The sequence below is a fragment of the Cystobacter fuscus genome (genome assembly GCF_044360685.1).
Lineage (GTDB): Bacteria > Myxococcota > Myxococcia > Myxococcales > Myxococcaceae > Cystobacter > Cystobacter fuscus_C.
Map to the genome: position 1 here is coordinate 6,220,312 of NZ_CP043491.1, position 23,492 is coordinate 6,243,803.

Annotated in this window: 21 protein-coding genes; 8 read left to right on the forward strand and 13 right to left on the reverse strand. The window is 67.5% G+C overall.

Annotated elements, in window-relative coordinates; all coding sequences use genetic code 11:
- Genes F0U63_RS25475 through trpS form a run of 4 tightly spaced genes read right to left on the reverse strand, consistent with a single transcriptional unit; the run spans position 1 to position 4,925 of the window.
- Positions 1 to 2,040 (reverse strand): pseudouridine synthase, encoded by a 2,040-nt coding sequence (locus F0U63_RS25475; RefSeq protein ID WP_395833285.1) that lies wholly within the window; start codon positions 2,038 to 2,040, stop codon positions 1 to 3.
- A 19-nt stretch (positions 2,041 to 2,059) separates the two neighbouring features.
- Positions 2,060 to 3,037, reverse strand: coding sequence for an SMC-Scp complex subunit ScpB (gene scpB, locus F0U63_RS25480; protein WP_395833287.1), 978 nt, complete (start codon positions 3,035 to 3,037; stop codon positions 2,060 to 2,062).
- The gene (locus tag F0U63_RS25485; RefSeq protein WP_395833289.1) at positions 3,024 to 3,893 is read right to left on the reverse strand and encodes a segregation and condensation protein A; all 870 of its coding nucleotides are present in this window, start codon (positions 3,891 to 3,893) and stop codon (positions 3,024 to 3,026) included. Before F0U63_RS25485 ends, scpB begins: the two co-directional genes overlap by 14 nt.
- 18 nt (positions 3,894 to 3,911) lie before the next feature.
- Entirely contained in the window at positions 3,912 to 4,925 is a 1,014-nt protein-coding gene (trpS, locus tag F0U63_RS25490; RefSeq protein ID WP_395833291.1) for a tryptophan--tRNA ligase, read from the reverse strand.
- 240 nt (positions 4,926 to 5,165) lie between these two features.
- On the opposite strand from trpS, the gene F0U63_RS25495 reads away from it, so the two are divergent.
- Complete coding sequence (locus tag F0U63_RS25495) at positions 5,166 to 6,344, forward strand: DUF4388 domain-containing protein (RefSeq protein ID WP_395833293.1); 1,179 nt, start codon at positions 5,166 to 5,168, stop codon at positions 6,342 to 6,344.
- A 21-nt stretch (positions 6,345 to 6,365) separates the two neighbouring features.
- Here the strand turns inward: F0U63_RS25495 and F0U63_RS25500 are convergent, their stop codons facing one another.
- The 3 genes from F0U63_RS25500 to F0U63_RS25510 form a co-directional block, all read right to left on the reverse strand.
- Positions 6,366 to 7,610: an imm11 family protein gene (locus F0U63_RS25500; RefSeq protein ID WP_395833295.1), complete on the reverse strand. Its 1,245-nt coding sequence runs from the start codon at positions 7,608 to 7,610 to the stop codon at positions 6,366 to 6,368.
- Between the two features lie 10 nt (positions 7,611 to 7,620).
- A complete protein-coding gene (locus tag F0U63_RS25505; RefSeq protein WP_395833297.1) occupies positions 7,621 to 8,838 on the reverse strand; it encodes an AHH domain-containing protein in 1,218 nt (405 codons plus the stop codon).
- Positions 8,839 to 9,034: 196 nt separating this feature from the next.
- The gene (locus tag F0U63_RS25510) at positions 9,035 to 10,849 is read right to left on the reverse strand and encodes an amidase (RefSeq protein ID WP_395833299.1); all 1,815 of its coding nucleotides are present in this window, start codon (positions 10,847 to 10,849) and stop codon (positions 9,035 to 9,037) included.
- A gap of 80 nt (positions 10,850 to 10,929) precedes the next feature.
- On the opposite strand from F0U63_RS25510, the gene F0U63_RS25515 reads away from it, so the two are divergent.
- A complete protein-coding gene (locus F0U63_RS25515) occupies positions 10,930 to 11,361 on the forward strand; it encodes a DUF3574 domain-containing protein (protein WP_395833301.1) in 432 nt (143 codons plus the stop codon).
- 123 nt (positions 11,362 to 11,484) lie between these two features.
- On the opposite strand, the gene F0U63_RS25520 is transcribed toward F0U63_RS25515, so the two are convergent.
- Positions 11,485 to 12,111 carry a TetR/AcrR family transcriptional regulator gene (locus F0U63_RS25520; protein ID WP_395833302.1) on the reverse strand — a complete coding sequence of 209 codons (627 nt, stop codon included), beginning with the start codon at positions 12,109 to 12,111 and terminating at the stop codon, positions 11,485 to 11,487.
- A gap of 168 nt (positions 12,112 to 12,279) precedes the next feature.
- Here F0U63_RS25520 and F0U63_RS25525 point away from each other — a divergent pair, with 168 nt between their 5' ends.
- The 3 genes from F0U63_RS25525 to F0U63_RS25535 all read left to right on the forward strand — a co-directional run bounded on the left by F0U63_RS25525 (position 12,280) and on the right by F0U63_RS25535 (position 14,705).
- On the forward strand, positions 12,280 to 13,332 hold the full coding sequence (locus F0U63_RS25525; protein ID WP_395833304.1) for an aldo/keto reductase: 1,053 nt from the start codon (positions 12,280 to 12,282) through the stop codon (positions 13,330 to 13,332).
- Between the two features lie 123 nt (positions 13,333 to 13,455).
- Positions 13,456 to 13,716: a hypothetical protein gene (locus tag F0U63_RS25530; protein WP_395833306.1), complete on the forward strand. Its 261-nt coding sequence runs from the start codon at positions 13,456 to 13,458 to the stop codon at positions 13,714 to 13,716.
- A 65-nt stretch (positions 13,717 to 13,781) separates the two neighbouring features.
- Positions 13,782 to 14,705, forward strand: coding sequence for a LysR family transcriptional regulator (locus tag F0U63_RS25535; protein WP_395833308.1), 924 nt, complete (start codon positions 13,782 to 13,784; stop codon positions 14,703 to 14,705).
- Between the two features lie 62 nt (positions 14,706 to 14,767).
- On the opposite strand, the gene F0U63_RS25540 is transcribed toward F0U63_RS25535, so the two are convergent.
- The 4 genes from F0U63_RS25540 to F0U63_RS25555 all read right to left on the reverse strand — a co-directional run bounded on the left by F0U63_RS25540 (position 14,768) and on the right by F0U63_RS25555 (position 18,370).
- A complete protein-coding gene (locus tag F0U63_RS25540; protein ID WP_395833310.1) occupies positions 14,768 to 15,658 on the reverse strand; it encodes an alpha/beta fold hydrolase in 891 nt (296 codons plus the stop codon).
- A gap of 201 nt (positions 15,659 to 15,859) precedes the next feature.
- Positions 15,860 to 16,078, reverse strand: a complete 219-nt coding sequence (locus tag F0U63_RS25545) for a hypothetical protein (protein ID WP_395833312.1) — start codon at positions 16,076 to 16,078, stop codon at positions 15,860 to 15,862.
- 70 nt (positions 16,079 to 16,148) lie between these two features.
- Positions 16,149 to 16,469, reverse strand: coding sequence for a quaternary ammonium compound efflux SMR transporter SugE (sugE, locus tag F0U63_RS25550; RefSeq protein ID WP_395833314.1), 321 nt, complete (start codon positions 16,467 to 16,469; stop codon positions 16,149 to 16,151).
- A gap of 179 nt (positions 16,470 to 16,648) precedes the next feature.
- On the reverse strand, positions 16,649 to 18,370 hold the full coding sequence (locus F0U63_RS25555) for a DUF885 domain-containing protein (RefSeq protein WP_395833316.1): 1,722 nt from the start codon (positions 18,368 to 18,370) through the stop codon (positions 16,649 to 16,651).
- A gap of 462 nt (positions 18,371 to 18,832) precedes the next feature.
- Between F0U63_RS25555 and F0U63_RS25560 the strand changes: the two genes are divergently transcribed.
- On the forward strand, positions 18,833 to 20,911 hold the full coding sequence (locus F0U63_RS25560; RefSeq protein ID WP_395833318.1) for a M57 family metalloprotease: 2,079 nt from the start codon (positions 18,833 to 18,835) through the stop codon (positions 20,909 to 20,911).
- Positions 20,912 to 21,016: 105 nt separating this feature from the next.
- Here the strand turns inward: F0U63_RS25560 and F0U63_RS25565 are convergent, their stop codons facing one another.
- Positions 21,017 to 21,592: a MarR family winged helix-turn-helix transcriptional regulator gene (locus F0U63_RS25565; RefSeq protein ID WP_395833321.1), complete on the reverse strand. Its 576-nt coding sequence runs from the start codon at positions 21,590 to 21,592 to the stop codon at positions 21,017 to 21,019.
- Positions 21,593 to 21,722: 130 nt separating this feature from the next.
- Here F0U63_RS25565 and F0U63_RS25570 point away from each other — a divergent pair, with 130 nt between their 5' ends.
- Both F0U63_RS25570 and F0U63_RS25575 read left to right on the forward strand, forming a co-directional pair.
- Complete coding sequence (locus F0U63_RS25570) at positions 21,723 to 22,259, forward strand: carboxymuconolactone decarboxylase family protein (RefSeq protein ID WP_395833323.1); 537 nt, start codon at positions 21,723 to 21,725, stop codon at positions 22,257 to 22,259.
- Between the two features lie 125 nt (positions 22,260 to 22,384).
- Entirely contained in the window at positions 22,385 to 23,491 is a 1,107-nt protein-coding gene (locus F0U63_RS25575) for an AI-2E family transporter (RefSeq protein ID WP_395833325.1), read from the forward strand.
- Position 23,492: the final 1 nt, after the last annotated feature.

The following is a 23,492-nucleotide window of genomic DNA, read 5'->3' on the forward strand; positions in this document are numbered from 1 at the left end:
TCAGCGACCCTTACGGGGCCCTCGCCCCCTGGGCGCCCCAGCACCCTCGCGCGGCGGGCGGGCCTTGCCGAACGAGCCTCCCGCTCCTCCGAAGGTCTTCCGAGCGGGCCGCTCACCGATGTCGCCGCGCGGTCCGGAGCGCGGAGCCCGGGCGGGAACCCGGCGCTCGGCGCTCGGATCCGCATTGAAGGATCCACGCTCGGGCCGCTCGCCCCGCCCGGCACCCGCGCCGAAGGGCTTGCGGGCAGGCCGCTCGCCGCGCTCGGCATCGGCCCCGAAGGACCTGCGCTCGGGCCGCTCACCCCGCCCGGCTCCCGCCCCGAAAGGCTTGCGGGCCGGACGCTCACCGCGCTCGGCATCCGCCCCGAAGGACCTGCGCTCGGGCCGCTCACCCCGCCCGGCTCCCGCCCCGAAAGGCTTACGCGCAGGCCGCTCACCGCGCTCGGCATCCGCCCCGAAGGACCTGCGCTCGGGCCGCTCACCCCGCCCGGCTCCCGCCCCGAAAGGCTTACGCGCAGGCCGCTCACCGCGCTCGGCATCCGCCCCGAAGGACCTACGCTCGGGCCGCTCACCCCGCCCGGCGCCCGCCCCGAAAGGCTTGCGAGCCGGACGCTCGCCGCGCTCGGCATCCGCCCCGAAGGACCTGCGCTCAGGACGCTCGCCGCGTCCAGCACCCGCACCAAAAGGCTTACGGGCCGGACGCTCGCCGCGCTCAGCACCCGCGCCAAAGGGCTTGCGGGCCGGACGCTCACCGCGCTCGGCATCCGCCCCGAAGGACCTGCGCTCGGGCCGCTCGCCGCGTCCGGCGCCCGCCCCGAAAGGCTTGCGGGCCGGACGCTCACCGCGCTCGGCATCCGCTCCGAAGGACCTGCGTTCAGGACGCTCGCCCCGCCCGGCACCCGCGCCAAAGGGCTTGCGCGCCGGACGCTCACCGCGCTCAGCGCTCGCCCCGAAGGACCTGCGCTCGGGCCGCTCTCCGCGCCCGGCACCCGCGCCGAAGGACTTGCGCGCGGGACGCTCGCTCCGCTCCTCGCTCGCCTCCTCCTGCTCATCCTCCCGAGGCGTCCACGTGTTGCGCTCGGCACGGCCACCCGCCGCGCTCCGGAACGCCGGCCGGGAGCCGCCTTCCCCACGAGGACCGGCCTCCCGACGCTCGGGACGGCCCGCGGGGGCCCGCGCCGGCTTGCGCTCCTCGCGCCGCGGCGGCGGCGCCTCCTCGCTCACCTCGTCGTCATCGTCCGCATCCCCCTCGAAGCCCGGCGCCGAGCGCCCATGCCGCCGGGGAGGCAGCTTCGGCTCCTTGTCCGCGGGCGTGGCCTTGCCATCCGCGACCTCCTGGAGCTGACGCACCTGGGCGTCGGAGAGCGGCCGCAGCTCGCCGGGGCGCAGCGTGTCGACGGAGACGCCCGCGTAGGAAGGCCGGTACAGGCGCACCACCGGGCAGCCCACTGCGGCGCACAGGCGCTTGATGAGGTGCGGGCGGCCCTCGGCCACCACGAGCTTGAGCCACGTGTTGCGTTCGGCCCGCTCGAACACGTCCACGGACAGGGGCGTGGCCATGCCGTCCTCGAGCCGCACGCCGCCGCGCAGCTTGTCCAGCGTGGCCGCGTCCGGCGAGCCCTTCACCTTGGCCAGGTAGGTGCGCGGCACCTGGAAGCTCGGGTGCGTGAGCTTGTGCGCGAGCGCCCCATCGTCCGTGACGAGCAGCGCCCCTTCGGCGTCGTAGTCCAACCGGCCCACGGGGAAGAGCCGCTTGCCCGTCTGCTCGATGTAGCTGGCCACCGTGGGGCGGCCCTGGGGATCCGACAGCGTCGTCACGACGCCCACCGGCTTGTAGAGCAGGAAGTACGAGCTCTCCTCGGGTGGCGTGACGAGCGAGCCGTCCACCATGACCAGGTCTCCCGGGGACACCTTGGAGCCCAGCTCGGTGACCTTCTCGTTGTTCACCGTCACGCGCCCGCTGGTGATGAGCTCCTCGGCGTGCCGACGCGAGGCCACTCCCGCGCGCGCGAGGTACTTCTGCAAACGTTCTGCCGCCATGTCCTACACCTTCCGCCCGTCAACCGGGCTCGGACCCCGAGCCGCCCTCGGTGGGCGGGGGGGTCGGGTTCAAGAGGCTGGTGGCGGCCTGCTGCGTCTTCTCCGCGGCATTCATGGCCTCCTCCAACTCCTCGAGCGCGGCCTCGGAAGCCGCCACGCTCTTCTCCATCCGTTTCTGGAACTCCGGATCCGCCAGCGCCTCCACCGTACCACTGGCGGGGGGTGCAGCCGGGCGCTCCTTTTCCACAATTTCCTGGTGCTCCTGCGTCAGCTCGTGGAATTCACGCAGCGTGGGCAGGGCGGACAGGTCCTTGAGGGCGAAGAATTCGAGGAACTCGCGCGTCGTCCCGTACAACATGGGCCGGCCCACCTCCTCCTTCTTGCCGAGGATTTTGATCAGCTTGCGATCGAGCAGGGCCTTGATGACCGCGCCGCAGTCCACGCCGCGGATGTCCTCCACCTCCGGGCGGGTGACGGGCTGGCGGTAGGCGATGATGGCGAGCGTCTCCACGGCGGCGCGCGTGAGGCGCTGGGGTTTGACGCGCAGGTAGCGCCGCACGTACTCGGCCGAGTGGGGATCCGTGCGGAACTGCCAGCCGCCGGCCACCTCATAGAGCACCACGCCGCTGATGCCGTCGCGGTGGATGCCGGAGATCTGGTTGAGCGCTTCCTGGATCTTCTCCCGATCGATGCCCGTGGCCTCGTAGAGCTGGTTGAGATCCAAGGGCTTGTCCGCCACGAAGAGCACGCTCTCCACGATGGTGCGGATGCGCTCGGTGGACAGGTTGCGGCTCTTGACGAGCAGCTTCTCGAAGGAGGACTGGAGGTCGGGCGCCTCGTCGGCCTCGATGGTGGCGACGTCGGCGTCCTCCAGGTCGTCCACGTCGCCAGGGCCGGTGACGGCGGCGATCTCCTCCTCGGTGAAGGGGCTCGGCCCTCCCGAGCCACGTGCTGGCTTGCCCCCGGGGTCCCCGGGGCCCTCGTTACCGGTAGTCACTCTCGTCCATCTCCGTGGGGAGCAGGTTCTTCAGTGCGTCCCCGTTGGGCCGCAGGAGGATGGCCGCGAGCGGCTCCTCCTGACTCACCTTGAGCAGCCGCCGCTTCACCATCTCCAGGATGGCCAGGAAGGTGATGATCACCGCCTGACGCGTGCGCTGCTCCTCGAACAGGCTGTCGAACGTGCAGGATTCCGCCGCCGAGAGCTTCTCCGCGATGCGGCGCATGGCGTCCGACAGGCTCACCTTCTCGCGCACCACCTCGTGCTGCAGCTTGGGCGCCAACCGCTCCATCACCCGGTCCAGCGCTTCAATCAGCTTGAGGACGCTGAACTCCTGCAGCCCCACCTCCTCCTCGGGGATGGGCACCGCCTCCACGGGCACGCGGCGCGGGAAGATGTCCCGGTCGAGGATGTCCTGGCGGGCGAGCTGCTCGGCGGCATCCTTGTACTTCTGGTACTCCAAGAGCCGGCGCACCAGCTCCTCGCGCGGGTCGCCCGCCTCCTCCTGCTGCAGCTCGGCCACCGCGTCCACCGCCTGCTCGGCCACGTCCTGGCGCGGCAGCAGCATGCGGCTCTTGAGGTGGGCGAGCGTGGCGGCCATCACCAGGAACTCCCCGGCGATGTCCAGGTTGATCTCCCGCATGCGCTCCAGGTACTCGAGATACTTCTCGGTGATGAGCGCCAGCGGGATGTCGAAGATGTCGAGCCGGTGCTCCCGGATGAGGTGGAGCAACAGATCGAGCGGACCCTCGAAATTGGGCAAGGCGATGCGGAAGGCGTCCCCCGGCGTACGGGGGACGTCCGCGTCGAGCAGCTCCTCGGAGGGAGGATCGCTGGGACCGCCGCCTGTGCTCACCCGAGGTCCTTCACGCGCTCAGGGAACGCCCACGGCGCGACGCACCCGCTGCAACAGCTGGGTGGCTTCGGCGCGGGCCCGTTCGGCGCCATCCTGGAGGATGCGCTCGAGTTCGGCCGGATCGTTCTGCAGCTCCGTGTAGCGCTGGCGGGCCGGCCCGAAGGTGTCGAGGAAGGCCGCGAGGAGCAGCTTCTTGTAGTCGCCATACCCCTTGCCGCCCGCGCGCCAGGAGGCATCCGCCTCGGCGAAGCGGTCCGCGGGCAGCATCAGCTTGAGCAGATCGTAGAGGGGGGCGTTCTCGGTGGGCTTGGGCGCCTCCACGGGGGTGGAGTCCGTCTTGATGCCCATGATGCGCTTCTTGAGCTCCTTCTCGTCTCCGAAGAGATCAATGGTGTTGCCGTAGGACTTGGACATCTTCTGTCCGTCCACGCCCGGCACCGTGGCGGTGTCCTCCTGCACGCGCGCCGCGGGCAGCTTGAGCAGGCCGGGGGCGTGCCCCTTCTCCTTGCCGTCCGGATCCTGGGGGTCGTAGCCCGGCACGTAGGTGAGGTTGAACTTCACCGCCCAGTCGCGCGCGAACTCGATGTGCTGGATCTGATCCTTGCCCACCGGCACGAAGTCCGGGCTGTAGAGCAGGATGTCGGCGGCCATGAGCACCGGGTAGGCGAACAGGCCGAAGTCGGCGCTGATGCCCTTGGCCAGCTTGTCCTTGTAGCTGGTGGCACGTTCCAGGTTGGCCACGGGCACCACCGTGCCGAGCAGCCAGTACAGCTCCAGCACCTCGCGCACGTCGCTCTGGCGGAAGAGCACCGCCTTCTTGGGATCCAACCCGAGCGACAGGTAGGCCATGGCGGCCTCGCGCGTGTAGGTCTCGGCCAGGCGGGGGTCCCGGAGCGTGGTGAGCGAGTGGTAGTTGGCGATGAAGAAGAAGGCCTCGCCCTGCTCCTGCAGCTGCACGAACTGCCGGATGGCGCCGTAGTAGTTGCCGATATGCAACCGACCTGAGGACTGCACGCCGGAAAGGGTTCGCATGATTCCCACGCCTATAGTCGAAAGGGGTGACAGCCCTGGTTCGCACACCCTTGGCCCCCCTGCAACTTTCCTGCGGGTGCGGGCAACCCTCCCCCCGAGCCCGCCCGTCCACCAGACGGAGGAGAGGCTTGTCCGTCCTCGCGCCGACATCAAAAGGTGTGTGAATTCAACGGGTTGAGGAGAACTTCGGGTTCCGCTACCCTGGGGGTCTCGTCTCTCGCGAAGAAGGAAGTCCACGGCATGGAGCGCTTCAAGGGCAACCTGGCCAGCTATGGGCTGTCGCTGTTGATGCCCGCGTTCGTCGACGCCTCGGGGCTCGAGGGGACGCTGAAGGTGGAGCGGGGGGCGGTGCGGCGGCAGTTCTTCATCCGGGACGGGCACCTGGTGGGCGAGAGCTCGACGGAGCCCCGGGAGCACCTGGGACAGGTGCTGGCGCGCATGCGCATCCTGGACGCGCCGCGGGCGGCCCAGGCCTTCGAGGCGGCGGAGACGGCGCGCGTGCCCTTTGGCACCTTCGTGGTGGAGCGGGGGCTGGTGGAGCGCGCGCAGCTGCTCGAGGCGATGGAGCACAAGGCGCGCGAGGCGCTGTTCGACTCCTACGGGTGGCAGTCCGGGGAGGTGGAGTTCATGCCGGGGCTGCCGGCGCAGGGCCGGGCGGTGGAGCTGCCGCGGATGGCGCTGAGGGAGCTGCACCGGGACGCGATGACGCGGCAGCGCGAGTGGAAGGTGTTCTGGACGCTCTTCGCGGGACCGGGGACCACGTTCGGGGTGTGCCGGGAGTTCGCGCTGGAGTCGGCGTCGGCGGCGGAGGAGCACCTGTTGTGCATGGCCGAGCAGGGCGTGACGCTGGGCGCGCTGCTGGCGGCGAGCCCCGAGGGGCCGGTGCACGGAGCGCGCTGGGTGTTGCGGCTGTACCGGCGGGGCGCGCTGCTGCCGCGCCAGACGCAGGGGCCGCGGCAGGACGAGGCCGCGGCACTGGCGGCGCTGCTGGAGCAGGCGCGCCGGCGGGTGGAGGCGGGCCAGTACGAGGAGGCGGTGGCGGTGGCGGCCCAGGCGCTGGAGCGGGCACCGATTCCCGAGGCCCACGCGCTGTACCGGGAAGCGGAGGTGCGGCTGATGGTGGCGCTGGCGGACGAGGTGCTGGCGCTGGATGGGCGGCTCGTGTTCGAGCCCCTGCCCCGCCCCACCCCGCCCTCGCTGACGGCGGATGACTTGTATCTGTATTCGAAGCTGCGCGGCAGCCGGAGCGTGCGCGAGGTGCTGCGCAACACGGCCATGGGCGAGCTGGCGGCGTACCGGGCGCTGCGGCGGCTCATGGCCGCGGGCGTCGTCCGGCTGCGGCCCGAGCAGGAGGAGGGGGCGGCGCAAGGGCGCACGAAGACGGATCCGTATGGGGTTCCGATCGTCGTGGTGGGCTGAGCGGCGCGGGGTTCGACCCCTCTACACCGCGGATTTCCTCCGGACACGGGACAGGTGCTCTTCGCCACTTTCCGCGAAGCGCCGCGCCAGCTCGGTCTGGCCCTCCGCACCGTGCTCCAGCACGTGCGCCAGTTCCGCGGGAAGCAGCGCCTTGACGGTGACGAGCTTCACCTCTCCGTACGGCGTGGAGAAGCGCTTCGGCAGCGTGCGTGACTCCACGCCCAGCAGCACGGCCACCCGCCCCTGTTTGTTGATGAGCGACTTGGGCATACCCTTTCCAGACACCTCCATGGAGAAGAGGCCCGCCTTCAACCCCTCGCGCACATGCTCGTGATGGGCGACTTCATTCGCCACGCGCTCCAGTAGCAGCAGAGGCCAGCCCTTCGAGATGTCCTTCACGGCCGCATCCACCTCCAGGGCGAGTTCCAGGCCAAATCCCACGGAGGGCTCCAGGCGCTCGATGAACGGATCCGAGAGCCCGTGCGTCACGAGCAAGGTGCGTCCAGCCTCGCGACGGATGACACGCCAGAGCTGCCGTTGGCCCGGCCACGCGTCGCTCATGGCGATAGGCATGATGACTTCCTCGTCCAGCGAGCCCAGGGTGCGCCAGGTTGCCTCTCGGGCGGTTTCCGCCGACTCGAGAAGCTCGCGGCTCTTCCGGTTGCGTTCGCGCTCCTCCGGAGTGCTGACAGCCGGACCGGTGACTTCCGTGAACCTGGTGCCCGTGGCCCCCACACGCTCCAGTGCGTCCTTGATGTCTTCGGAGATGATGAGCGACTCCCATCCCCAGGTCCGAAATACCCGCGCGTCCCCAACCTTGGACGCATCAATGCGCATTCCATAGATAGAGAAGTACGTGCCAACCTTCTCCGGCAATCCATCCTCGGGCTTCCAGTAACTCACCTCCTCGGAGGCTTGATCGTCAATACACTTCACCAAGCGAGTCGCGTTGAGGATGAAGTACTTCTGTTGTTGACCCTCAACCGTTACGGGCAGGAGCTGCACATCATTGGGAGCCAGTTCGGTGAAGAGAGCAGCCACCCGAGCGTGAACGATCGGCGTGCTGAAAGCCGCGTGGGAGAAGTCCAACGGGTTGCCACGGAGCTCGACGGGTGTCCTGAGTTGCTCCGAAACGGGAGCTGCCTTGCCCACCGTGAATCGCCAAGGGTCATCAATCTGCTGTCCCTTGCTGTCCAGCAGATAACCCAACTCCCATCGCCCCGGGATATCTACCCTGTCCTTCAGCTCGAAAAATCGTTTGGGCATGGTATTTGTCTTAGCGTGGATCGCCTTTGGTCACCCACCGATTGAGGGTGGTACCCTCTTCGGAAATAAGCTCACCCAGCTTCTTGAGTGCAGCGGTCAAAACGATTCGACACTCCTGCGTGCTTCGACAGTTCTTCGTTGCTCTTTCCAGTCTGGCATACACTTCCGCATGATACGCCTCGGGATGAGGCCCCTTGTGCCCAGGCAGTTCAACCTTGTTGACAGGGTCCTCCATCGACATGCCTGCCCTGTCGAAAATCTTCTTGAACCGTTGCGTCCAAGGCCCTCCACGCACGGTGGACACCTCGTTCTCGACGGTGGCGATGTGATGCACTTGCGGCTTCTTCTTCGGCGGGTCCGAGGTCGCGGGAGGGCTCCGTGCGGCCATGCTCAAGGCATTCGCGGGCAGGACGACGCTGAACGTCCCCTCCGACACGGCGACCTTCACTCTGTCTGCTTCCTGAACCGCCGTGAGCACGTCACGAATGCCGGCCTGGGACTTGAGCGAACCCGCGGCTTTCGCGAAGCCCGGCAGCTTCGGCGCCTTGGACACGAGCGCCGCCGTCTCCCCCACCGCCGCCGTGCCCAACAGGAGGAGGATGCGCATGCTGTTGGGCCCGATGACCTTGCCGAAGCGCTCCCCCGCCTCGTGCAGCTCCGCGAACGTGCTGGCCTCGGCCGCTTCTTCCCACAGCTGGAACCAGGCCTGTATCAGCTCGAAGAGTTCCCAACCCAGATACCCCCACAGCAAAAAGGTCAATGCGGCGGCCACACCCTTGGAAACGGGCTCGGGTGCCGCAACCAGCGCCATGTAGCCGGTGAGGGTGAGACTCAGCGTCGTCCACAGCTGCGTCGTGGAGAACATGGAACGCAGTTCCGCGTCCCGAGCCTCCAGCGCTGTATTCACGGAGAGCGCCAGGGCGATGTCGCGCTTGTCCTCGCCGTCTAAACCTGGCCCATCCTTGAACAACTCCAGGCAGTCTCCCGGCGTGCCTTGCCGATCGCAGAGTCGCCCGTAGGACCGCGCCAGGGGTGTGTGCCACTCCTCGCCCGTGACCGAGGCCAGCGCCAGCTTCCGGTGGAGATAGAGCGGAAAATGGGGGCCCGCCACCCGGAGCGGCATGTTCAGCACCAGGGTGGACATGGCTTCGTTGAGTTCGAAGTCGCTCACCTGCACGGCCCCGAACCGGGTGGGCAACGTGAGGTGCACCCGCTCGTCCTCGGCCACACCCCTCGCCACCGCCTCGGCCTTCACTCCGGCCGTCGGCGCGGCACAGGCGGCGTGGAGGAATAGGACGAGGAGGACCCAACCCCCCAACCAGGGACGCCGCCGCGCGCTCGCCGGACACGAACCCTCAAGACGTGTGAACACAGTGCACCTCCCCAGTCAGTGAACCACTGCTTGGAACCGCACGAGACCAGGCTCAGAACCCCGGAGGCCGCTCGTCCGCGACGCCCGAGGCCCGCTCCAGCGCGATCCCCACCCGCCCCAGCGTCCCCTCGTCGAAGAGCCGCCCAATCAGCGTGACACCATGGGGCACGCGGCGCGTGGGCGAGAACGTGGGCAGTGGCCGCGAGGGGTTGGGCGCCCAGTCGCTCCGCGCCCGCTCCACCTCGACGAAGCCCGTGCGCAACGTCAGCGAGGGGTGACCCGTGAAGTTCGACACGGTGAGCATCTCCTCGCGCAATGACGGCACGAGCAGCAAGTCCACCTCCCCCATGAGCCGCACCATCTCCCGCGCCACCTTGTGCCGCAGCCGGTCCGCCTGCACGAAGTCCACCGCCGACAGGAAGCGCGACTGCCGGAAGAGGTTCGGCCACGCGTCGGGCACCTGCATGGCCAGCGCGTCCACGCCGTGCTCCAACGTGAGTTCCTCGAACGCCGCCGCCGCCTCGGCGAAGAGGATGACGTTGAGCGAGGAATACGGCCAGTCGGGCAGCTTCACCTCGACGGGCGTCAGCCCCAGCTTCCTGAGCGTTTCGAGCGCCGCCCGATCCACGTCCGTCGCCGGGCTCTGCTCCATCCACGCGGGGAAGTACCCCACGCGCAAGCCCTTCACCCCCGCGGAGGCGTCGAAGTCGAGCCGCGAGGGCACGCTCGCCCCATCCCCCGCGTCGGGGCCGGAGAGCACCGAGAGCACCAGCAGCGTGTCCTCCACCCCTCGCGCCATCGGCCCCAGCTTGTCGAGCGTCCAGCTCAACGTCATCGCCCCGGTGCGCGGCACGCGGCCATACGTGGGCCGCAGCCCCGCCACCCCGCAGCGCATCGACGGCGCGACGATGCTGCCTCCCGTCTCGCTCCCCAGGGAAAAGCCCACGCATGCCGCCGCCGTCGCCGACCCCGGACCCGCGCTGCTTCCCGACGAGCCCTCCTCCAACACCCAGGGGTTCTTCGTCTCACCCCCGAACCAGATGTCATTGAGCGCCAACGCCCCCAGGCTCAGCTTCGCCACGAGCACCGCCCCCGCCCGGTGCAGCCGCTCCACCACGGTCGCATCGGTGGTGGGAATCCGGTCGCGGAAGGGCTCGGCACCGTAGGTCGTCGCGATGCCCGCCGTGTCGACGAGATCCTTCGCCCCCCAGGGAATGCCGTGCAGTGGACCACGGTACCGGCCCGCGGCGATCTCCTTGTCCGCGCGCCGCGCCTGCTCGAGTGCCAGCTCCGGCGTGAGGGTGATGACGCACTGGAGCTTCGGATCGAAGCGCCGCAAGCGCTCCAGGTAGATGTTCGTGAGCCGCTCGGATGTCAGGGCGCGCGACTCCACCCACCGCGAGAGCTGGGACACGGGGGCGAAGGCGATGTCCTCGTCCTTCTGCGGCAGCGGCGCCCCCGTGGCCTTGCTCCGCACGAAGCGGTTGCGCGAGGGCACGGTCTTCACTCCCGGCAGCGCCGGAGCCCACCGCGTCGCGGGGGCCAACGACGGCTCCAACGCCACCCGGCGCGGTCCCGTGCGCCGCTCGAGCAACGGAGCCATCATCTCGCGCCAGTTGCCCGCCGCCTGCGCGCGCTCGGCCGGCGTCAGGGTGACGCGCATCAACTTGCTGGCCTCCTCGAAGGTGGCCGCGTTCACCTCCGGGCCCACGGACGGGGCGGTGCCGAACGCGGGCGGAGAGCCCGCCGGGGCCGGGGTGCCCGTTCCCGCATCGGGAGGCGCCGCCTCCACGCGACCCGCCACCACCGCGCCCGCCACTCCCAGCACACTCTGGGTCAAGAACCACCTGCGTGATGAATCCGACATGGGAAACCTCTCCTGGGCGGGTGACGCCGCCCCCGGCCCTGGAATAAAGCGCATTCCTCCCCCCCTCAGGAGTCCGAAGCATGTCCCTCGCCACCGCTGTCTCGCACCTGTCCCCTGTCCTCGTGCTCGCCCTGGGCCTGAGTCTCTCCGCTTGTGGTGGCGTGCCAGAGAGTGCCTGCCTCGTCGGCTCGGAGCAGCTCCGCACGGAGCTGTTCTTCGGCATGGATCGGGCAAACGACGTGCCCGTCACCGACGCCGAGTTCAACGCCTTCGTCGACACCGTGGTCACCCCCCGCTTCAAGGACGGGTTGACCGTGTACGACGCGGATGGTCAGTACCTCATGGACAACGGCAACCTCGTCCACGAGAACAGCAAGATCCTCGTGCTGCTCCACGATGGCAGCGCCGCGCGCTCGGCGGACATCAACGCCATCCGCGAGGAGTACAAGCAGCGCTTCCACCAGGAGTCCGTGCTGCGCATCGACTCACCCTCGTGCGTCGCCTTCGACTGAGCGGCAAATTCCCGCGCTGACCTCCCAAGGGAGGAACACGGGTTCGACGCCCGTCGGGGACAACATGGAAGGCCCAGCAAGCTCAAGGGGTTGCTGGGCTTTTCCAGTCGGACGAAGACCTGATCATTCGCGCTGGCGGAGAGCGCTTTCGCGGACGCTGGCCGTTTCGACTTTGCAGGCCGCGGAGATCGTCTTTCGAGTGGACTCAAGCACCTCATCCGCCAAGGCCTTGTCCGCCTTGGCGACCGCGCGCGATACCGCGATGGCGCCAATTTGCGCCGCAACGGCGGCAACAGCGAGCCGCCGTCTCTTGGCCGCGGGAACCACCTCCTCGAGCGATTCCTCGAGCATCGTCACGACCTCCTCGAAAACGCCCGCGAACCTGGCGCTCACGTCGTTTCCTTGTCGCGCGATCTCGCTGGCGGACGCCGTCATCGGGCAACCCGTCTCCAACTTGTCGCGCGCTTCGATTGAGAAGAGGCCGGCGAGGTGTTCCTCGAACGAGGGGCGTCGATCTCCCGCCGACGCTTGAGCCTCGGCCAGGTTTCTCTCGAACCCGTACGAGAAGGCTTCGGCCACCAGCGCATCCTTCGATGGGAAGTGCGCGTAGAGCGCACCATGGGTCAACCCGGCCGCCTTGGCGACTTCCGCGACACCGACGCCATCTATTCCCCGCTGCCGGAAAAGTTGGCTTGCCGCTCGCAGCAGCGCGACCCGGTTCTCCTCGGCCTTTTTCTTGGAAACACGCATTTCAGGAGGTCCCGAACGTTGATGTCACGGTTTTAATTGCACGCACCACCAAAGTCACTTAGATTGCGGTCACAATCAAAACGGTGGTCCCTCGGCTTGAAGAGCGAGGAGCCGAGGGGCCATGAGCGGTACTCACCTCGACCGCGCAGTCGAGAAGGAGGCATCACTTTGCGTTACAAAATTTTTGGCAGACACACGGGGCTGCGGGTCTCCGAGCTCGTACTCGGGACCGCGAATTTCGGTACGCGGTGGGGACATGGCGCCGGACCGGAGGAAGCCCGCCGCATCTTCGACGCCTACGCCGATGCAGGCGGCAACTTCATCGACACGGCCAACGGCTATCAGGACGGTCAGTCCGAGGAGTTCCTGGGCGACTTGCTGGCGGGACGGCGCGACGACTTCGTGCTGGCCACGAAGTACACCGTGAAGACAGATGCCAACTCCGGCATCCTCGTCACAGGCAATAGCCGTCAAGCCATGGTCTCGTCCGTCGAGGCGAGCTTGAAGCGACTCAAGACGGAGCGGATTGATCTCTACTGGGCCCACGTCTCGGATGGTGTCACGCCGCTCGAGGAGATCGTGCGGGGCTTCGATGACCTCGTCCGGGCCGGCAAGATCCTCTACGCGGGTCTTTCCGATTTCCCCGCGTGGCGGGTCGCTCGGGCCGCGACCATCGCCGAGCTGCGTGGCGCCGCTCCGATCGCGGGCCTTCAGGTCGAGCATAGCCTCGTCGAACGCACGACCGAGCAGGAGCTTCTCCCGGCCGGCCATGCACTGGGTCTCGGTGTCGTGGCCTTTTCGCCGCTCGGCGGCGGTATGCTGACTGGCAAATACCGCAACCGCAACGGCGAGAAGGGACGCGACGAGGGTCTGGCTGGGGCCGGATTCCAGGCTGAAAACACCCCGCAGCGCACCGCCATCCTCGACACCTTGATCGCGGTCGCCGAAGAGGCCGGCGCTACGCCCAGCGAGATCGCCATCGCCTGGGTCGCCGCCAAGGGCTCGCTTCCGATCATCGGGCCACGCACGCTCGCTCAGCTTGAAAACAACCTCGCCGCGGCAAAGGTGACGCTGTCGCCCGAGCACGTCGCGCGTCTCGACAAGGTGAGCGCGGTCCCGCCGGTCTTCCCCTACACGGTGCTCAATGATCCGCGGATCAGGGAGCTCTACACGGGCGGCAAGTTCGGGCAGATCGACGCCCCGGCCGAATCCGTCGCGTGACCCCGAATCTCGTCCGACTTTGAATCAAGCCTGAGCGGCGACGGCTGGCAATCCAGGCGGGAAGTGGCTCCGCGAAGCAGGCGGCGAAGGGGCCTGGCAAGCCCCTACGAGCGCTTGCTCAGCGTGTGCCGTCTGCTGGTGCTCGAGCCCTGGGCCGAGATGGTCGGGGCGTCGATGCGGATCGATCCCGAGAGCGAGGCGCTTTATCGCAAGGTCGCGCTCGAGTGCGTGATCGCCATCTTGGGCGATGAGGCGAGCGCCGAGGTCTTCCTCCTCGCGCTCGACGGGTTGCTCGCGGACCAACCGTCGATGGAGGTGCAGCGGACGCAGCTCCTCGCGGCGCGCTTCGCTTCCCGCTCGTCCAAGAAAGGAGCGCGGTCATGACAGCGTCTGCTGGTAGACCCTTCGGCTCCCGGCTCCGAGCCATTCCCGCGTGAAGGAAGATGATTATGGACCGTATCGACGCCATGCGCGTGTTCGTCTCCGCGCTCGATGAGGGAAGCCTGGCCGCCGCGGGCCGCGTCCTCGGACGTTCGCCCGCCACCGTCACGCGCGCCATCACCTTCCTGGAGAGCCACGTGGGCGTTCAGCTCCTGCACCGCACCACGCGCTCGATCCGCCTCAGCGAAGCCGGTGAGCGCTACGCGGCCGCGTGCCGCCGCATCCTGACCGACCTCGAGGAAGCCGACATGCTGGCGGCTGGCGAGCGCGGCGCGCCCCGAGGTCTTCTCACCATCACCGCCCCACTCGTCAGCGGCTCCCGCATCCTCCGACCCATCCTCGACGCCTTTCTCGAACTGCAACCCGCGGTGAGGGCCCGCCTGCTGCTGCTCGATCGCACCGTCAGCCTCGTGGACGAAGGCATCGACGTGGGCTTGCGCATCGCGCACCTGCCCGACTCCAGCCTCGTCGCCACGCGCGTGGGTGAAGTGCGCAAGGTGCTCTGCGCGTCGCCCTCCTATCTCGATTCGGCCGCACCCATCGAGAGCCCGGCGGATCTCGCGAGCCATCGCTGCATCCAGATGAGCGCGTTCGGACAGGAGTCCTGGAACTTCCCCCCCGTGCGCGGCGCGAGCGTGGCCCGGCACGTGACGATCGAACCGAGACTCGTGGTCAACACGGTGGAGGCGGCGGTGGAATCCGCGTTGGAGGGGCGCGGAATCACGCGCGTCCTCTCGTATCAGATCGCCGAGGAGGTGGCCGCGGGCAGGCTCCGGATCATCCTGGCCGAGGACGAGCCCCCGCCGCTCCCGGTGCATCTCATCACCCCGGAGGGGCGGCTGTCCGTGCCGAAGGTTCGCGCCTTCTTCGACTTCGCCGCCCCCCAACTCAAGGCGGAGTTCGCCCGCCGGCAGCGCGCCTGCGCGGACTGAGGACGCTCAGGACCCCTCGCTCGCGGACGCCGTCCTTCCCGTCCGCGTCTTTCAAACAGGGTTCAGGCCGGCAGGTGGCGCGCCAGGAAGTCGCGCATCAGCGGCACGATCTCGTCGGCCTTGTCCTCGAGGGCGAAGTGGCCGCTGTCCAGCAGGTGCAGCTCGGCATTGGGCAGATCGCGCAGGAAGGCCTTCGCGCCCTCGGCCGGGAAGATGTTGTCGTTGGCGCCCCAGACGATCAGCGTGGGCGGCTGATACGTCCGGAAGAACTCCTGGAACTTCGGATAGAGCGCCACGTTGTTCCGGTAGTCGTAGATGAGTTCCAGTTGGATCTCGATGTTGCCCGGCCGATCCAGGAAGAACTGATCATGGAGCCAGGCCGCCGGGTCGAGGCGGGACACATCCTTGACGCCATTGACATACTGGGACCGGGTGCCCTCGAGCGTCATGAAGGGCCGCACCGCGTCGCGATGCTCGCGTGAATTGTCGGCCCACAGCGCCTTGATGGGATCCCAGAAGGCCTGGAGTCCCTCTTCATAGGCGTTGCCATTCTGGGTGATGAGCGCCGCCACCCGCTCGGGATGCCTGAGCGCGAGCCGGAAGCCCGTCGGCGCGCCATAATCCATGACATAGAGCGCGTAACGCCTCGCACCGAGCTGCTCGAGCAGGGCGTCGATGAGCTCCGCGTAGCTCGCGAAGCTGTACGTGAACGCCTCGCGTGAGGGCATCGCCGACAGGCCGAAGCCGGGAAGGTCGGGCGCGATCACATGGTAGCGATCCGCCAGCGCGGGGATCAGGTTGCGGTACATGTGGGACGAGCTGGGGTAGCCGTGCAGCAGCACGACCACGGGCGCATCGGCGGGCCCCGCCTCGCGATAGAAGATCTCCAGACCCCCGACCTTCGTGGTCCGATGGTGGGTGACGGGAAGGGGGATCGAAGTGGTGGCGGACATGTTGTTCTCCGTGGGTTGCGTTGACGAGGACAGATCTAATTCCCCTCCCCTCGCGGAAGAATGTACTTCGCCTTGAAGTCAGTCTTTCACTTTACGCAAGAATCGCCGCTGAAGCTGTCGCCCGGACGGACCGCGGGCGCTGGCTCGGGCGCCTGGCCTCCAGGCCGACCTTCGTCGCCGAGGTGGGTGGAGAATTCGATCTCAGCCAACCCTGGCGATCAGCTTGCCGCGGTTGCGGCCGTCAAATAGCCTCAAAAAAGCGTCCGGAATGTTTTCGAACCCGTCCACGAACTCCTCGCTGTACTTGATCTTGCCCTGAGAGACCAAAGGACCCACCTCGGCAAGGAATTCCGGATGGCTTCCAAGGTGATCTGGATCTGAACAGCCATCGCAAGCCGTCGAGACGACAACGGCCCGCACTCGTGGGCGACCACGTGCGTTCGACCGAGAGGCCGTAGCTCAGGACCACGTTGCCCCCGGGGAAGGTCTGCTACGCGGTGGATGCGAGCTTCAGCCCGATGATCCCCGTCACGATGAGTGCAATGCACGCCAAGCGAAGCGCGGTCGCGGGTTCGCCAAATAGGACGATCCCAAGGATTGCCGTCCCGATCGTTCCGATCCCGGTCCATACCGCATACGCCGTGCCCAAGGGCAGGGTCCGGAGCGCAACGCCCAAGAGCACCATGCTGCTGACCAGCGCCGCCGCTGTGCAGACCGTCGGCCCGAGCCGGGTGAATCCTTCTGTGTACTTGAGCCCGACCGCCCAGGCTACCTCCAGCAGACCAGCGAGAAACAAAATGCCCCACGCCATGGCTCGTCTCCGAGCTTGGTGTGAGGCCGTCCCCACGTTGGAATCAGAGGAACGGGGTCGTCCCCGCCCTGTGCTTTGAATATGAACTAACAAAGGTGGGGGGGTATTGCAACCCTGTTGGGCTCGCCAACAGGCCCAGGCTCCAGCCGTGCTCCGATGGGAGACCTGGGGGTCCGAAGTCAAAACACCGCCCGGGCCTCATCGCCCATCATCTGCTGGCGGACGAGAGGAATCGGCGGGCCGCCATAGCTCAGAAACTGATCGTGGAACGGCTTCCACGCCGCGCGACCGCCGCGCGTGGCGGTCCAGTCGTCGCGGAGTCTGCGGATCATCAGCTTGCCCATCGTGTAGTTGAGATAGGCGGGATCATAGGTGCCGCGCGCCGCCTGCTGACGGGCATTGCCTTCGTCCTGATGGCATTGCTCGCGGAACATCTGCAGCGACTGCTCCATGGTCATGCGGCCCGTATGCATGCCGATGGCCGAGAGGTAGCGACAGTTGCGCAGCAGCGCATTGGAAAGCTGCCCGATATGGGTTTCGGGATCCCCGTTGCCGAGCCCCGCGTCCCACATCATCTCCTCGGCATAATGGGCCCAGCCCTCGGCGAAGGCATAGCCCACGAAGACCTTGCCGAAGGTGAAGGGCGAACGATTGGAGTGGAGGAAGCTGAGGAAGTGGCCGGGCCACACCTCGTGCACCGAGGTGAACAGAAGGTCGGCCTTGCCGGGAACGAAGCCGGCCTGAACCTCGGGTGACCAGCTCGGGTCCGGCGGCGCGATATAATAGACGCTGGGCAGGCCCTGCTCATAGGGTCCCGGAATGTCGATATAGGCGAAATTCTGCCGGTTGTAGGGCGGTGCCTCCTCGACCTGGGCTTCCTCGGTACCGGGGATGGTGACGAGATCCTTTTCCTGGATGAAGCTCTTCAGCCCCGCCAGTTGCTCGCGGGCGCCCTGGACAACTCCGCCTTGGGGCTTGTTCGCGTTCATCTTCTCCACGCACGCCGGAATCGTCGCGCCCGGAGCATATTGGCCGCAGGCCTCCTGCAGCGCCTGCTGGTTGCGCCGCAGATCCTCGTTCCCGATACGTTCAAGCTCGGAGAGGGGCACGTCGACCATTTCGGTATCGCGTACCATTCGAGCGAACTTGTCGGCCCCGAGCATGAAGTCCTGCGTTGCCTGCGGCCGCTGGGCGTCCAGCCAGTTGGCGAGGTCGGTCATCGCCTTGGCGGCTGCCGACGCCGCGCGGTTCAACTCAGCCTGGAGCGCGGCGTCGTTGACCGCGGCGAAGGCCGCCTGCCCGTCCGTCGGATAGTAGCTCGCGAAGCCTTCGAAGGCCGCCTTTCCATAATCGATGAAGCTCAGCGGCAGCGGTGTCCTGAGATTGGTCCGTATCCGTGCGGTGGCTTGAGGGATGTTGTCGAGATAGCGGATGAAGGCGCGCATCCGGGTTTCCAGCGGCGCATAGGGCCGGGTCACATAGACGGACGGATCGAGGCCGTTGTTCATGTAATAGGCCGGGTTCAGATGCGGCTGGTCCGCGACGTCGAGCCAGAAGAGATCGCTCCTCGCCCTGGCGATCAGATAGTCGCGCTCGAACCGCTGTGCAGCAGTCAAGGTGGCCGGGTCGAAAGCCTCGGCGGCCGCGATCGCGTTCTTGAGGCGAACCTTCTCGGCGTTCAGCCCCTCTTCGCTCCAGTCCGGAAGCTGACCATCGAATTCATGGCGCCCCTGCGCGACGGCGAACGGCGGACTGGCCCGAAAGCTCTGCTCGATATGAGCCTGCATGAAATCCTGCCAGCCGGGGGGGCGTTGTGTGGCGTCCCTGGCACCTGTGTTGGCGCAGCTGACGAGCGTGGGAATCGCGCCAGCCAAAAGAAGACAGATGAGTTGCTTGCTCATGTCGGCTCTCCAGGACATCCTCGGCCCCCTTCCTGGCAATTCCTCGGTTCGTCACTCTATCCATCGATTGAGGCAACTCCCATCCCGAAGGCACCTCCGCCGCAGAAGAGTGACTGAGGATCATCAAAGCCTCCCGAGCGGGCCTGCGGCGGCAAGGTCTCCCGCCTGGATGCCGGGCGGACGCCTGCGTCCGGACGTTTCCCTCTACGGAGTGTCGCGGCGTCGCCGCGTGGCCGCCGTGGGCTCGGGTCGTCGCGCCGGTGGAGGTCCAGGAGCCAGGGCCCGTCCACGCCTGCTCCAGTCTCCGCGTGATCTGTCTCACGTCGCACCCGTGAAGCGCGTCACAGCACCCACCCCGCGTTGAAGGCAGTCTGATGCATACCCGGTCGCCGGACGCCACGGCCACCTGAAGAATCAAGGCTCGTCCACCTCCTGTCGCCGTACACCGAAAGAATCAGAACCATGAAGAAGTCCTGCTCTCACCGCCCTTTGTTCCTGTCCGTGGCTCTCCTTGGCGCCCTGGCGACCGTTGGTTGCAATCCTGAAGGGAGCCTCGAGTCCTCCAACGAAAACGAGCCGCTGGGCAATACGGCCATGGATTTCGAGGCGTTCAAGTCCCAGTTGCCCCGTGACGCCGAGAGCGGTGCCTATCTGTTCGAGGGAGACATTCGCGTCTATGAAGACGAGTTCCTCAGGCAGCTCCAGGAGCAGAGCGGCAGGCCTGGAGCCCTCATCGTCAACACCGTCAACACAGAAGATGACCGGTGGCCCTTCCCGCAGAATCTGAACCTCTTCTACTGCGTCAGCACGTCCTTTGGGGCCAACCATGGCACCGTCGTGCAAGCCATGGCGGAGGCCGCCGCGGCCTGGCAAGCGGCCGCCAACGTCAGGTTCATCTACCAGAGCACCGAAGACGCGACGTGCGATTCGGACAATGGCAATGTCGTGTTCAATGTGCGTCAGGTGAGTGGCACGCCCTACAATGCGAGTGCGTTCTTCCCGTCCTACTCCCGCGGGCGTCGTGAGCTCCTCATTGACTGGAACAATGCGACCAACTCCGCACCGAAGACCCTGACCGGGATCCTGCGGCACGAGCTTGGACACGCCTTGGGTTTCCGGCACGAGCACACGCGGATGACGGGGAGCTGCTATGAGGACTCCTCCTGGCGCGAATTGACCGCCTATGACGCGGGCTCGGTCATGCACTATCGCCAGTGCCCCGGCAGTAATTGGGGGTACGGTGATTATAAACTGACCGACTCGGACAAGACGGGTGCCGCTACGCTGTATGGCGCCGCGGATTCGAGCCTCTTCGGCTACTCGATCTCCACCTCGGCTCCCTCCTGGTGTGGGAGCACGGGCGCCGCGGGCTGCCTCAGCAAGGACGCCAATCATCTGGTCGTCGGCGACTTCAACGGGGACGGCCGCACCGACTTCATGTCCGCCAACGGCAACTTCGACACGTGGCTGTCCAATGGGAATGGCACCTTCCGGGGCTCGACCGTCACCTCCCCGCCCTCCGGATGCGGAAGCACGGGTGCCATGGGCTGCCTCAGCAAGGACGCCAATCACGTGGTCGTCGGCGACTTCAACGGGGATGGCCGCACCGACTTCATGTCCGCCAACGGCAACTTCGACACGTGGCTGTCCAATGGGGACGGCACCTTCCGGGGCCCGGTCACCACCTCGCCCCCCACCTGGTGTGGGAGCACGGGCGCCGCGGGCTGCCTCAGCACCGAGGCCAATCACGTGGTCGTCGGTGACTTCAACGGCGATGGCCGCACTGACTTCATGTCCGCCAAAGGCAACTTCGATACGTGGCTGTCCAATGGGGACGGTACCTTCCGGAGCCCGGTCACCACCTCCCCGCCCTCCTGGTGTGGGAGCACGGGCGCCGCGGGCTGCCTCAGCACCGAGGCCAATCACGTGATCGTCGGCGACTTCAACGGGGACCGCCGCACTGACTTCATGTCCGCCAACGGCAACTTCGACACGTGGCTGTCCAACGGGGACGGCACCTTCCGGGGCTCGACCGTCACCTCCCCGCCCTCCTGGTGTGGGAGCACGGGCGCCGCGGGCTGCCTCAGCACGGTCACCAACCACGTAGTCGGTGGCGACTTCAACGGGGACGGCCGCACCGACTTCATGTCCGCCAACGGCAACTTCGACACGTGGCTGTCCAATGGGGACGGTACCTTCCGGAGCCCGGTCACCACCTCCCCGCCCTCCTGGTGCGGAACCACGGGCGCCACGGGCTGCCTCAGCACCGAGGCCAATCACGTGATCGTCGGTGACTTCAACAAGGACGGCCGCGTCGACTTCATGTCCGCCAACAGTAGATTCGACACGTGGTTCTCCAATGGAGACGGGTCCATCGGTGGATGGACTCCCGTCGCGCCGCCCTCCTGGTGTGGAACCACGGGCGCCACGGGCTGCCTCAGCACCGAGGCCAATCACGTGATCGTCGGTGACTTCAACGGGGACGGCCGCACCGACTTCATGTCCGCCGGCAGCAAATTCGAAACGTGGCTCACGCGGTAGCGACGAGCTGCGCTGCTCCGCCCCCTCCTCCCAACGAGGGGGGCGGAGGTGACCACGCGGAGCGCATCTAGCCCACGAAGTGAGTGCCAACACCTCCGGACGAGCTCAGGACGCCGGCACGTCCGGGGCCGAGTGCTCCCGGCACAGCAGCGCGCTGTCCACTCGGCTGAGCGGCTCCTGCGTCAACCCGCAGCGGAAGCGTCCCTGCGCCTCCCGCTGGAAGTGGCGGCAGGAGGCACACACCCCGAAGCTCGGCTGACCGTGCGCGACCAGCAGGGCCCGGAGCAGGCCCGTCAGCGAGGCCTCCAGCCCGCTGCCACCGTCCGGCAGCTCCTCGAGGGTGCGGGAGAAGAGCGCGGGTGGCAGCACCGCCCCCAGCAGGGCTCGGCCTTGCCCCGTCAGGTGGAGATGGGTGACGCGGCGATCCGTGCTGCTGCTCTCCTTCTCGACCAGCCCCTTGCCCTCCAGCAACGCAATCGTCTGCGACACCGTCCCCTTGGTGAGGCCCAGGTACTCCGTGAGCCCCGCGGGGGTGTTGCTGTAGCGGTTGCACACCGAGAGGTAGTGCAGCGCCTGCAGGTGCACCGGTTGCAACCCATGCTCCTGCCCCACGGCGCGCTCCTCGTTGCGCAGCAGGTTCGTGATGCGCTCGAGCAGCGCGTACAGGGATCCGGCACTCATGCCCAGGAAGGTATCGACACCAAACCTTCTTGACAAGAAAACCCCAGGCCCCTATTTGGTATCGAGTCGAAACCAATCGACCGGCCGAGGCCTCCCTGGCCCCGGCCTCTCTCCCTCCAGGAGCAACGTCATGTCCCAGATCGCCATCACCCCCGTCACCCCCACCACGACCCCCGAGGCGTCCAAGCCCACGTTGGAGGCCCTCAAGGTGAAGTTCGGCGGTGTGCCGAAGATGTTCGCGACGTTCGCCCACTCGCCCGCGGCGCTCGAGGCGGTGGCCGGCTACTTCGGCGCGATGGGGAAGGCGTCGCTCCCGGCGCGCACCCAGGAGGCCATCGCCATCGCCGTGGCCGAGGTCAACCGCTGCACCTACTGCTTGTCGGCGCACACGGCGCTCGGCAAGCTCCAGGGCGTCCCGGCCGATGAGCTCGCCGGTTTCCGCTCCGGCCGCGCGGCGAATCCGCGGGAGCAGGCCATCCTCGACCTGGCGCTGGCCATCGTGCGCACGCACGGCGCGGACACGGCCCGGCAGCTCGCCGCCGCTCGCCAGGCGGGTCTCACGGACGCGGAGCTCGTCGAGGTCATCACCGCGGTCGCGCAGAACGTGCTCACCAACTACCTCAACGTGGTCGCCGGCACCGAGGTGGACTTCCCCAAGGTGGCCTGAAGGCAAGTGCGAGCGGGGGCTGCCTCCACGTGACGTGGGCGGATGCTCGGTGGGCGGGCAGGCGGACGGGCGTCCGTTGCCGCCGCCCGAGTCCGGACACACCCTGGGCACTGGGGAAGCATTGGGTGAGGGGGTTGGCACACGTGGCGGACGCGGACATCCAGTCGTCGGTTGGACAACCGTCGCAAGTCACCCTCAAGACAGCCTTCACCGTCTGCTTCGCCGTGCTCGCGGTGGCCGTGTTCGCGGTGCTCATCGTCAAGACGGAGGCGGCGCTCATCCTCACGGGACTCGCCGCCCTGTTCGCCGTGTCGTTGGATCACCTGGTGAGCCTGCTCGTCCAACGCGCGAGGTTCAAACGGAGATCCGCCATCGCCGTGGTGCTCTCCGCGGTGCTGCTCGTCCTGACGGCGCTCGCGCTGATCGTCATCCCGGCCGCCATCACCCAGGGCGAGGCGTTGGCCAACGAGGCCCCGGAGCTCATCGAGAAGGTGCGCTCCTCGCGGTTCTTCAAGCTGGTGGATCAGCGCTTCGATGTCCTGAATCAGCTCCAGCGCAAGGATCAGAATCCGGCCGGACTGGCCTCGGGCGCGCTGCCCCCCCTGCTCGAGGCCGTCACCGGGGCCTTCAGCCTGGTGGGCGCGAGCATCACCGTCATCTTCCTGATGGTGTTCATGCTCGTCTTCGGCCCGGGGCTCGTCCAGCGGATCCTCTCGCAGGCGCTGCCCGAGCGCCGGCCCCGCTACGAGCGCGTCCTGGAGAAGGTGTACAGCGCGACGGGCGGCTACCTGAGCGGCCTCACCCTCATCTGCAGCATCAACGCCCTGCTGACCTCCACGTGCCTGGCCCTGCTCGGCATGCCCTTCTTCCTGCCCCTGGGCATCGCCAGCGGCTTCTCCAGCCTCGTGCCCTACGCGGGCCCCATCGTCGCGGGCGGCTTCGTCACCCTGCTGACGCTCGCCACGGCGGGCGCCTGGAAGGCCCTGCTCGTCTTCGTCTACTTCGTCCTCTACGGGGTGACGGAGGGCAACGTGCTCGCGCCCCTCATCTTCCGGCGCACGGTGCACGTCAACCCGTTGCTCACCCTGTTCGCGGTGGTCTTCTTCGGGGAGCTCGCGGGCATCATCGGCGCGGTGATGGCGGTGCCGCTGATGGCGACCGCGCAGATCATCCTGCGCGAGCTGCTGCTCATCCGCCGCGAGAAGCTCGGCGACCGCGTGCCCGTGCCCTGAG